Source organism: Agromyces sp. NPDC056965, from assembly GCF_042673425.1.
Classification (GTDB): domain Bacteria; phylum Actinomycetota; class Actinomycetes; order Actinomycetales; family Microbacteriaceae; genus Agromyces.
This window is the reverse complement of sequence record NZ_JBHURI010000112.1, coordinates 1-10,396: the sequence shown is the minus strand read 5'-3', so window position 1 is coordinate 10,396 and position 10,396 is coordinate 1. Positions and strand designations below refer to the sequence as shown.

Here is a 10,396-nt window from a genome sequence, read left to right as displayed (position 1 = left end):
AGACAGGAGCTGGGCTCCGCCGCGCGACGGGTGCGGATGTCGGCTGCAGGTGCGTCTACTCGCCGGCCGCCACGAACTGCTCGCCCAGGTAGTACTCGGCGGGGTCGAGCGGGTCGGTGACCTTGCCCGCGGTCGTGAAGTACTCGTTGAGGGCCGTCAGCCACGTCACGACGGTGCCGTCCTCGGTCAGGGCGTCGACCTCGGCCGCGGTCATGTACTTCGCGTTCTCGGCCTCGACCTGCAGGGCCGCGGCGTCGATCTTCAGCATCTTCGACGTGAGTTCGATCGCCTCGTCGAGGTTCGCGACGCGGTAGTCCATCGCGTCGCGGAGCACGGCGAGCACCTTCGTGGTCGCCTCGGGGTGCTCCTCGACGAACGAGGGGCTCGCGACGAACGCGCTCGGGAAGGCGACCTCGTCGATGAAGTCCTCGTTCTCGGCGAGGATCTCGAGGTCGGGCACCTGCTCCTGGATGGTGTCGATGAGCGGGTACCAGATGCCCGCGGCATCGACCTGCTTCGAGGCGAACGCCGAGACCACCGTCGCCGGGTCCATCGCGACCTTCTCGACGTCGTCGATCGTCATGCCGGCCGAGCGCAGCGCCATCGTGAGGATCATGTCGCCCGAGGTGCCCTCCGGCACCGCGACCTTCTTGCCCTTCAGGTCCTCGATCGACGTGATGCCGGCCTGCGCGATCACGCGGTCGGCGTTGCCGAGGCTGTTGATGGCCGCGACCTTCGCCTGGCCGGAGGCCGGCAGCCACATGGCGCCCGGGCCGATGTAGCCGAAGTCGAGGTCGTTGGTGCCGAGCGCCTGGATCTGCAGCGGGCCGTTCGTGAAGACGGGCGTCTCGACCTCGATGCCGTGCTCCTCCCAGAGGCCCTGGTCCTCGGCGATCGCGAGCAGGCTCGCGCCGTTGAAGTCGGCGATGTAGCCGAAGCGGACCTTCTCGAGCTCGGCGGGAGCGCCGGAGTCGCCGGAGCCTCCGGCGGCGCTCGGCGCGCAGCCGGCGAGAGCGAGGGCGACGACGGCGGCAGCTGCGGCGAGGATGCCGCGCTTGCGGGGTGAGTGGGTCATGGATCTTCCTTGATGTCGTGCTGTCGGTCGACAGCGAGCGGTGGCAGAGCGTTGGAGGCGGTGCGATCGGAGGGAAGTGCGGGAGGAGGGCAGTGCTCGTGAAGGACGTCAGCTGTTCTGGTGGTAGACCGCGTTCCAGACGCGGTTCCGCAGCGCAGCGAACTCGGGGCTGAGCCGCATCTCCTCGGTGCGCGGGTACGGCAGGTCGACGTCGACGATCTCGAAGATGCGGCCGGGGCGGGCGGCCATCACGACGACGCGGTTCGCCAGGTACACGGCCTCGTCGACGTCGTGCGTGATGAAGACGACCGTGCGCTTGTCGCGGCTCCACGTGTCGAGCAGCTGCTCCTGCAGCTTCACCCGGGTGAGTGCGTCGAGCGCGCCGAACGGCTCGTCCATGAGCAGGATGCTCGGGTTCACCGCGTAGGCGCGGGCGATCGCGCAGCGCTGCTTCATGCCGCCCGAGAGCATCTTGGGCAGCGCATCGGCGAACTGGCCGAGCCCCACCATCTCGATGAAATGCTCGGCCTTCTCGCGCCGGTCCTTCGCGCTGAGGCCGGCGGTCTTCAGCCCGAACTCGACGTTCTTGCGCACTGTCAGCCATGGGAAGAGCGCGTACTGCTGGAAGATCACGCCGCGTTCGGGGCCGGGGCCCGTGACGGCGTCGCCGTCGACGAGGGCCTCCCCCGAGCTCGGCATGTCGAGCCCGGCGAGGATGTTCATGAGCGTCGACTTGCCGCATCCCGACGGGCCGACGACCGTGACGAACTCGTTGTCGGCGACATCGAGCGAGACGTCGCCGAGGGCGACGAACTCCTCGCCCTTCAGGTCGAAGGTCTTGCGGACGTTGCGCACCGAGATGCGGGCGTCGGCGAGCTGCGTGGTTGCGGTCATCGGCGTTCCTGCCATCCCGTGAGCTTCCGTTCGGCGAACAGCAGCACCCGGTCCATGAGGAGGCCGAGGATGCCGATCGTGATGAGGCCGACGAAGATCGTCGGCAGGTCGTAGTAGAGCTGCGCGTGCTGCATGCGGTAGCCGAGGCCGGCCTGCGCGGCGATGAGCTCGGCGGCGACGAGGGTCGCCCACGCGGCGCCGAGGCCCACGCGCATGCCGACGAGGATGAACGGCACGGATGCCGGCACGACGACCCGGAGGAAGATGCCGGCGTCATTCGTGCCGAGCACGCGAGCGGCGTTGATCAGGGTGCGGTCCATGTTCACGACGCCCTGGAAGGTCGAGATGACGCACGCGAAGAATGCGGCCAGGAAGATGACGAGGATCTTGGGTTCCTCGCCGATGCCGAGCAGCACGATCGCGAGGGGGATGATCGCGAGCGGCGGGATCGTGCGGAAGAACTGGATCCACGGCTCGATGAGCCCGCGGGCCCATGCGTACCAGCCCATGAGGAAGCCGACGGGGATCGCGACGAGCGTGCCGAGCGCGAAGCCGATGAGCACGCGCGTGAGACTCGCGGCGAGGTCCGTCACCAAGGTGCCGTCGATGAGCAGCTCCCACCCGCGCACGGCGACCTCGACGGGCGAGGGCAGCTTCAGCCCCGAGGCGGAGAGCGCCCACCAGAGCAGGATGCCGGCAGCGACGCTGATGAGGTTCAGCGCGAGCATGCGGCGTCGGGGCGCGGCATCCTTCTTCTTCGAAGTCGTGTCTCGGGAGGCGGTCTGCCGCACGGTGGCGTCGGTCACTGCGACCATGCGCGGCCTCCTCGGTTCAGGGGGGACATCAGCTGTTGCTCCTTCGCAATGGGGTGGTCGCGGGCGCGACGTTCAAGCCGACGTGGTAGCCGGCCAACAGGGGGGAATTCTGGAAGATGGCGATGATGGCGCCGATCGCGCCTCCTTCGTCGCCGAGCGCGGCGGTGCGGATCGTCGGCGAGTACTCGCCGACCGGCAGCAGTTCGTAGGCGGTGGTCGCCGCGACCTGTTCGAGGATGACGTCGGAGACGTGGGCGACCTCGCCGCCGATCACGATCTCCGACGGGTTCAGGGCGACGGCGAGCGAACCGAGCACTCGGCCGACGGCCTCGCCCGCCTCGCGGAGCACCCCGACGACGATGGGATCGCCCTTGCCCGCGGCATCCGCCAGTTCGTCGAGCGAGGCGATGGGAACGCCCGCCTCGGCGCAGCGCCGCAGGATCGCCCCGGTGGAGGCGACGGTCTCGAGGCAGCCGCGCTTGCCGCATCGGCACAGCTCGCCGTTGCCGTCGAGGCTGATGTGGCCGAACTCGCCGGCGAGCCCCGAGGCTCCGGTGACGAGCCGCCCGCCGACGACGAGTCCGCCGCCGATGCCGTCGGAGAGGCGGAGGTAGAGCAAGTGGTCAGCCCCGACCGCGGTGTCCCAGGTCGCCTCGGCGAGGCCGGCGAGGCGCGTGTTGTTGTCGAGGAGCACGGGCGCGTCGAACCGCTCGACGAAGGCTGTGCGCATGAAGACCGCGCCGGCACGGCGCGCCTCGGCGACGGGCTCCGACGGCTCGTGCGGCACTCGCGGCGAGAACGGGCCCGGGAAGCCGATGCCGACGCCGAGCACGCCGTTGAAGTGCAGCCCGCGCTCGACGCCCATGCGGTCGACGAGCTCGAAGGCCGCAGCGATGCGCTCGCCCCACGACGCCGCCGCGTCGTAGGCGACGGCGTCGGAGGCGATCAGGTCGTGGGCCGCGTTCGCGACGACGATGCGCACGCGGCGGCGTCCGAAGTCGACGCCGAGGTACTGTCCCGCGGCGGGGTCGAGCGTGAGCTTCTCGGCCGGTCGACCGCGGCCGAGGCGCGGCGTCTCGTCGGCCGAGACCGAGATCACCCCGCGCTCGAGCAGCTGCGACGTGATCTCCGAGAGGGTGGTGCGCGAGAGGCCGATGCGCGCGGCGAGGTCGCCGCGCGTCATCGCGCCGTGCTCGCGCAGCACCTGGAGGACCCGGTCTTCATGGGTCCGTCTGACGAGTGCGTGCACTCCGCTGGGCAAGGTCACAACGGACACGCTAGGAGGGGCGATTTTTTCCGTCAACACACCGACATAATTCGCTTCGAAATCCGACACAGAGCGGAGGAAAGCGCCGAACGGCCGGAGGATCGACCCTCGTGAGACGACGAAGGGCGCGGTGGTCGAGACCACCGCGCCCGTGTCCATCGCCGCCCGGTCACCCGATGTGGACCGGACGGCGACGTGGATCAGCGCTTGCCCGGCACGTTCACCAGGACCTCGCCGGCAATGGTCGGCTCGCCGCCGCCGACGGTCACCACGAGCTGCCCCACCTGGGGTCCGGACTTGTGGAAGTTGCGACTCGTACTGCCGGTGTACGCCGAACTCTGCGTCATGGCGGCGATGTCGGTCACTGCCGTGCTCGCGAGCTCGACCGGTCGACGGGTGCCGTCGCTCCACACGAGTTCGGCCGAGACATCCGACGGGACGGTGCCGGGCGCGATCACGCGCCAGTCGATCTCGACCTTCGACGACATCGGTCGGTCGCCCGCGGCGACCGGCGTGGCGGTCTTCGGCCAGCGCGTCACGCTCGGCGCCGCGTCGATCCGCCAGCCGACCGTCGCCGTCGGGAAGGAGTTGATCCCCTGGGCGGTCAGGCGCGGGCCCAGCTGTCCGACCCGGTCGACGAACTCGGCGAGCACCTTGCCGCTCTGCGGCGTCCAGCCGGCCTCCGCCGTCGCCAGCAGGCGCGGGAAGGTGTAGAACTGCGCCTGGTCGACACCTCGGATGAACTCGCCCCAGAAGGCCGCCTCCACGCCGAGGATCGCGCTCTCGGGAACGCCCGAGATCTGCGTCGCGGGGTTCCAGTTGTAGGCGTTCTCGAGCGTGCACGGCCCGCCGCACGCCCACTGGCCGCCGAGCGGCTGGCGGGCGTCCTGCTTCTGCGGCATGTAGGTCTTGTTCGCGGGCGACATGATGACCTTCGCGCCGCGCGTGTTCACCGCGTCGCGCACGGATGCCCCGTTGCCGGTCCAGAGCTGCACCACCGCGTCATCCTGCGGCAGTGCGGTGCTCGCGTACTCGTTCCAGCCGACGACCGTCTTGCCGAGGTCGGCCACGGTCGCGCTCGCGAAGTCGACCATCTTCACGTAGTCGGCGTGCGACGTGGTGTGCGCCTCGTCACCGCCGATGTGCAGGTACTCCCCCGGCGTGAGCTCGGCGACCTGCCGCAGCACCTCGGTGATGAACGTGTAGGTGTGCTCGTTGTTCGCGTCGAACGACGAGTTGCCGACGTCGCCCGTGCCCTGGTGCGGCACGGTGATCTCGCCCGGCTTCGGCTTCGGGCTCGAACCCGCCGAGTTCAGCTGCGGGATCGCGTGCAGGGCGGCGTTCGTGTGGCCCGGCAGGTCGATCTCGGGGATCACGGTCATGCCGTTCTCGCCCGCGTACGCGACGATCGCCCGGTAGTCGTCCTTCGTGTAGTAGCCGGTGCGACCGAGCTCGGTGCCCATGAGCTGGCCGCTGCCGTTGTAGGTCATCGCGGTCGCGCCGCTGATGTCGGTGAGGTCGGTATAGGCGATGCCCGACGGATTCTCGGCCGGGGTGTCCATCGCGATGCGCCAGCCCTGGTCGTCGGTCAGGTGCAGGTGCAGGCGGTTGAGCTTCAGCGGCGCAGCGCTGTCGATGAGGCGCTTCAGCTCGTCGACCGAGTAGAAGCTCCGCGCCGAGTCGACCATCAGGCCGCGGTGCTCGAAGCGCGGGTAGTCGCTGATCGAGACGAGCGGCACCGACCACTCGATGTCCGTCCTCGTGTCGGACTCGACCCACGCGGGCAGCAGTTGCCGCAGGGTCTGCACGCCGTTCAGCGCGCCGGCCGCGGTGTCCGCGGCGAGCTCGATGCCGGCGGCCGTCACGTCGAGCGTATATCCCTCCGCCTCGTGCCCTTCGGGGGCGTTGCCGCCGGCGACCGAGATCTCGATCGCGCGGTCGCCGGCGTCGTCGACGATCGGCAGGTGGTAGCCGGTCGAGGGCCGCATGACGCCCGCGAGGTACTCGGCGGCCGCGACGGCATCACCGGATGCCTCGATCTCGACGTCGTCGGCGAGCACGAACTCGCCCTCGGCGCGCTCGAGCGAGACGGGCGCGGGCACGAGCGGCAGCTGCGGCTCGGGCTCGGGCAGCGGCTGGTCGTAGACGCGGAACTCGGAGATCGAGTACCCCCAGCTCGACCAGCGCGTCGCGCCCTGCATGCGCACGAAGCCGACGGGCTCGTCGACGTCGAGGCTCACCTCGTCGATGCGGGGGCAGGTGGTCTCTGCACTGCGCTCGGCGCGCGTCGTCCATTCGACGCCGTCGACCGAGGTCTGGATGAGGTACGAGCGTGCACACGCGTTCGGCCATTCGAGCACGACGGTCGCGACCTCGGCGGGCTCCGCGAGCTCGAGCTGCAGCCAGCTCGCGTCGACGTACTTCGACGACCAGCGAGTCGAGACGTCGCCGTCGTTGACGTGGGCGGGCACGAAGCGCGCGTCGTCGAGCTCGGTCGACGACGCGGTCGCGATGGCGTCGAGTGCGAGGTTCGCCGGCATCGCGGCGCGAGCGGCGACGCCGGTCGAGACGGAGCCGGAGGTCGCAGGCGGCGGGGCGGCCGACGCCGCGGTGGGCACCGCCGCGAGGGCGACGGCGGCCACCGTCGCGGCAGCGGCGAGACGGAATCTGGATGGCATGGAACACTCCTCGTCGAGGCTTCTGGCAATTGCTGCCCAACGCTAGGGAGGGGCATTTTTTCCGTCAACACTCCGTCGGAATTCGGCGCCGTCGAAGCACCGAACGGGCGCCGGTCGGGGCGAGGCCCTTCGATGTGGCGTCGCATTGCGCCGTCTTACCCCATGGGTCGGGAGGGGTCGTGGACGCGGGCCGGGCTCCGTACCGTCGTCGCATGACCGCTCCAGTTTCGATCGTCGCCGTCTCCGGCAGCCTGCACGCCCCGTCGAAGACCACGGTGCTGACCCAAGAGATCCTCGACGCCTTCACGGCCGCGCTCGACGGCCACGTGCCGGTCGAGACGCACCTCATCGAGCTCAGCGAGATCGGGCGCGAGTTCTCGGGCGCGCTCACCCGCGACGAGCTCAGCCCGGTCGCCGACGAGGCGATCCGCCATATCGAGTCGGCGACACTGCTGATCGTGGCCAGCCCGGTGTATCGCGCGAGCTTCACCGGGCTGTTCAAGCACGTCTTCGACTTCGTCGGCCAGTACGCGCTCATCGACAAGCCCGTGCAGCTCGCCGCAACGGGCGGCAGCGACCGGCACGCCCTCATCCTCGAGCACCAGTTCCGGCCGCTCTTCTCGTTCTTCCAGGCGCTCACCCTGCCGATCGGGGTGTACGCGAGCGACGCCGACTTCGTCGACTACCGAGTCGCCTCCGATGCCCTGCGTGCACGGATCGATCAGGCGGTGCAGCGCGGCGTGCCCATCGTGCGCAGCAGCCTGCCCGATTCCGTCTCGGAGTACGTCGCCACGTGGTGACGGCTGCATCCGTCGAGCCGCCGGCACTCATCGCCCCGGCGAACGCCCCTACAGTGAGCACATGATCCGACACACGGTCGCCTTCCGGTTGCGCCACACCTCCGGCTCCGCCGAAGAGCGCTCCTTCCTCGCCGACGCCGAGTCGCTCGCCGGGATCCCCGGCGTCGAACGCTTCGAACGACTCCGCCAGGTGAGCTCGAAGAACGCGTTCGCCTTCGGGTTCTCGATGGAGTTCGCCGATCAGGCCGCCTACGACGCCTACGACGCGCACCCCGTGCACGTCGCGTTCGTGCGCGACCGATGGGCGGTCGAGGTCGAGGACTTCCTCGAGCTCGACTACGTGCCGCTCGGCGCCTGAGCCGCCGGGTCGGCAGCGCACACCGACCACCACTGGCCACCGCGTCCGAAGTCCGCGAGCATGGGGCGTATGGATGTCTCCCGGTGGCTGCTCGACTCCGACCCGTCGATCCGCTGGCAGGTGATGCACGACCTGCTCGATGCGCCGCCCGACGAGATCGACCGCGAGCGCGCCCGGGTCGCCGTCGAGGGCTGGGGCACCGAGCTGCTCGCCCTGCAGTCCGATGACGGCTACTGGGGCGGCGACGAGTACGGCATCGACGGTGATCGGCGGAGCACCACCTGGACCCTCCACCTGCTGCGCCGCCTCGGCATCGAACCGGATGCCCCGCAGACCCGTTCGGCGATCGCCCGGGTTCGCGAGGGCGTCGCCTGGCGGGAGTGGGGGGACCTCCCCTACTTCCACGGCGAGGTGGAGGAGTGCGTCAACGGCGGGGTGCTCGCACTGGCCGCCTACTTCGGGGAGCTCGGCGCCGGCAGCGACCGCATCATCGACCGCCTGCTCGGCGAGCAGCTCGACGACGGCGGCTGGAACTGCGAGCCCCGCGAGGAGTCGGCGCGCTCCTCGTTCGACTCGACGCTCTGCGTGCTCGAAGGATTGCTCGCCTACGAGCGGGCGGTGCCCGATGCGCCGCCCGAGATCGCGGCATCCCGTCGCCGCGGCGAGGAGTACCTGCTGGAGCGCAGCCTGTTCCGGCGACGGTCGACGGGCGAGATCGTGCTCCCCCGCTACGCGGAGTTCCGGTTCCCGCCGTACTGGGTCTACGACGTGCTCCGCTCGCTCGACCACTTCCGCGTCGCCGGAGGTGCGCCCGATCCGCGGCTCGCCGACGCCATCGAGCTCATGGTGGCGCAGCGCGGCGCCGACGGCCGCTGGCTCGCGGCCGCGCCGTGGAACGGCCGGGTGCACGTCGCGGTCGACGCCCCGGAGGGCGAGCCCAGCCGGTGGAACACGCTGCGCGCGCTTCGCGTGCTGCGCTGGTACGAGGGGCGGTAGCGGGAGCCTCAGGTCTCCCCCTGTTCCCGGATGAGCCGGACGAGGCGTGCCGCAGCGGCGTGCCGCTTCGATCGCTCGCGACCACGGGGGCAGGGATACCCGCCCCGTTTCGTCAGAAATACGTGCACAACCGATTATCGATTAGTGTAGGGTTCCAGTTGCCCCAACCATGGTCGTGCACCACGAGAGGATCGATGATGATCAAGAAACGTACTTTGGGCACCGTGGCCGCAGCAGCGGCATCCGTGCTCGCACTGGCCGCATGCTCGTCTTCCGGCGCCGATGGCGGCGACGGCAAGACCGAGCTCAGCGTGCTGGTCAACGTCACCCCCAACCTCACCGAGGACTGGTGGAACGAGCTGGTCGCCCCGTTCGAGGAGGCGAACCCCGACATCGACGTGAAGATCCAGAACCCCGGTGCCGAAGGCGTCGCCGCCGCCGTGCCGCGCCTGCTCGCCGCGGGCGACGCTCCCGACATCGTGCAGTCGCTGCCGCCGTCGCTCGACCTCGCCCCCGAGCTCGTCGACCTGTCGGAGTACGAATGGGCCACCGAGGGCCCGCTCGCCGACCAGTACTCGATCGACGGCACGACCTACATGGCCGGCATCGGCGTGCAGCTGCAGAGCCTGTGGTTCTACAACGTGCAGGCCTTCGCCGACGCCGGCATCACCGAGCCGCCGACCACGGTCGAGGAGCTCGAGGCCGACCTCGCACAGCTCAAGGCGGCCGGCTGGACCCCGATCCAGACCGGTGGCGACTGGATGTCGAGCCACGCCCTGCAGACGCTCGGCCTGCCCTCGATCATCGGCGAGTACCCCGACTGGTTCACCGAGATGAGCGCGGGCGAGCTGACGTTCAGCGAGACGTACGGCGACACCGTCGAGCGCTACTCCGACTGGATCGCGAAGGGATACCTCAACGTCGACGCGCTCGGCGTCAAGTACCCCGACGCCGAGCAGAACTTCCTCGCCGGCAACACCGCGCTGTACCCGATGGGCAGCTGGTTCGCCGGCACCGAGGCCAAGACCGCCGACGCACCCGAGATCGGCGTGTTCCGCGGCCCGGCCGTCGAGGGCGTCGACAACCCCGCGATGGGGGCCAACATCGCGAGCCCCTACGTCATCATGAAGTCCTCCGAGCACCAGGATGCCGCGGCGAAGCTGCTCGAGTACCTCGTCACCGATGAGGACGCGGTCGTGAACCAGCTGCAGGTCGACGGCAACTTCCGCGACGGCTACGAGTACGAGGTCAACGACCTCGGAAAGCAGCTCTTCGAGATCGTCGCCGCAACGCCCGCGAGCGACTACACGCCCACCGGCCAGGGCTACGGCGAGCGCGTGCTGCCCGTCGGCTACTCCGATGAGCTGAACGTGCAGACGCAGGCGCTGCTCACCGGCGCCAGCCCGGCCGACGTGCTGACGGCCATGGACGCCTGGTTCGACAGCGCCCGCTGACCCGCGCACCCGAGCGGCTCACCCCAGAATCCCGGGCACGGCACCCGTCACTCCGGTGC

The 10,396-nt window shown here is 69.9% G+C and carries 9 protein-coding genes; 4 read left to right on the top strand and 5 right to left on the bottom strand.

The features are described from left to right. Positions 1-55: 55 nt before the first annotated feature. The 5 genes from ACFTQE_RS18910 to ACFTQE_RS18890 form a co-directional block, all read right to left on the bottom strand. The gene (locus ACFTQE_RS18910; protein ID WP_376926520.1) at positions 56-1,075 is read right to left on the bottom strand and encodes an aliphatic sulfonate ABC transporter substrate-binding protein; all 1,020 of its coding nucleotides are present in this window, start codon (positions 1,073-1,075) and stop codon (positions 56-58) included. Between the two features lie 108 nt (positions 1,076-1,183). Then, entirely contained in the window at positions 1,184-1,969 is a 786-nt protein-coding gene (locus ACFTQE_RS18905; RefSeq protein ID WP_376926519.1) for an ABC transporter ATP-binding protein, read from the bottom strand. Next, positions 1,966-2,784 carry an ABC transporter permease gene (locus ACFTQE_RS18900; RefSeq protein WP_376926518.1) on the bottom strand — a complete coding sequence of 273 codons (819 nt, stop codon included), beginning with the start codon at positions 2,782-2,784 and terminating at the stop codon, positions 1,966-1,968. The genes ACFTQE_RS18905 and ACFTQE_RS18900 overlap by 4 nt, the downstream gene beginning before the upstream one ends. Before the next feature lie 28 nt (positions 2,785-2,812). Then, a complete protein-coding gene (locus ACFTQE_RS18895) occupies positions 2,813-4,051 on the bottom strand; it encodes an ROK family protein (protein ID WP_376926517.1) in 1,239 nt (412 codons plus the stop codon). 200 nt (positions 4,052-4,251) lie between these two features. Continuing rightward, on the bottom strand, positions 4,252-6,729 hold the full coding sequence (locus ACFTQE_RS18890; RefSeq protein ID WP_376926516.1) for a family 20 glycosylhydrolase: 2,478 nt from the start codon (positions 6,727-6,729) through the stop codon (positions 4,252-4,254). A gap of 212 nt (positions 6,730-6,941) precedes the next feature. Here ACFTQE_RS18890 and msuE point away from each other — a divergent pair, with 212 nt between their 5' ends. The 4 genes from msuE (at position 6,942) to ACFTQE_RS18870 (ending at position 10,337) form a co-directional block, all read left to right on the top strand. After that, positions 6,942-7,529 carry an FMN reductase gene (gene msuE, locus ACFTQE_RS18885; protein WP_376926515.1) on the top strand — a complete coding sequence of 196 codons (588 nt, stop codon included), beginning with the start codon at positions 6,942-6,944 and terminating at the stop codon, positions 7,527-7,529. Positions 7,530-7,590: 61 nt separating this feature from the next. Continuing rightward, positions 7,591-7,887 (top strand): Dabb family protein, encoded by a 297-nt coding sequence (locus ACFTQE_RS18880; RefSeq protein ID WP_376926514.1) that lies wholly within the window; start codon positions 7,591-7,593, stop codon positions 7,885-7,887. Between the two features lie 69 nt (positions 7,888-7,956). Further along, on the top strand, positions 7,957-8,883 hold the full coding sequence (locus ACFTQE_RS18875; RefSeq protein ID WP_376926513.1) for a hypothetical protein: 927 nt from the start codon (positions 7,957-7,959) through the stop codon (positions 8,881-8,883). 197 nt (positions 8,884-9,080) lie between these two features. Then, a complete protein-coding gene (locus ACFTQE_RS18870; RefSeq protein WP_376926512.1) occupies positions 9,081-10,337 on the top strand; it encodes an ABC transporter substrate-binding protein in 1,257 nt (418 codons plus the stop codon). Positions 10,338-10,396 lie beyond the last annotated feature (59 nt).

What these genes read in the sequence shown, in the direction of transcription:
- ACFTQE_RS18910 (WP_376926520.1), bottom strand. Translation starts at nt 1,075, where the DNA reads ATGACCCACTCACCCCGCAAGCGCGGCATCCTCGCCGCAGCTGCCGCC.
- ACFTQE_RS18905 (WP_376926519.1), bottom strand. Translation starts at nt 1,969, where the DNA reads ATGACCGCAACCACGCAGCTCGCCGACGCCCGCATCTCGGTGCGCAAC.
- ACFTQE_RS18900 (WP_376926518.1), bottom strand. Translation starts at nt 2,784, where the DNA reads ATGGTCGCAGTGACCGACGCCACCGTGCGGCAGACCGCCTCCCGAGAC.
- ACFTQE_RS18890 (WP_376926516.1), bottom strand. Translation starts at nt 6,729, where the DNA reads ATGCCATCCAGATTCCGTCTCGCCGCTGCCGCGACGGTGGCCGCCGTC.
- msuE (WP_376926515.1), top strand. Translation starts at nt 6,942, where the DNA reads ATGACCGCTCCAGTTTCGATCGTCGCCGTCTCCGGCAGCCTGCACGCC.
- ACFTQE_RS18880 (WP_376926514.1), top strand. Translation starts at nt 7,591, where the DNA reads ATGATCCGACACACGGTCGCCTTCCGGTTGCGCCACACCTCCGGCTCC.
- ACFTQE_RS18875 (WP_376926513.1), top strand. Translation starts at nt 7,957, where the DNA reads ATGGATGTCTCCCGGTGGCTGCTCGACTCCGACCCGTCGATCCGCTGG.
- ACFTQE_RS18870 (WP_376926512.1), top strand. Translation starts at nt 9,081, where the DNA reads ATGATCAAGAAACGTACTTTGGGCACCGTGGCCGCAGCAGCGGCATCC.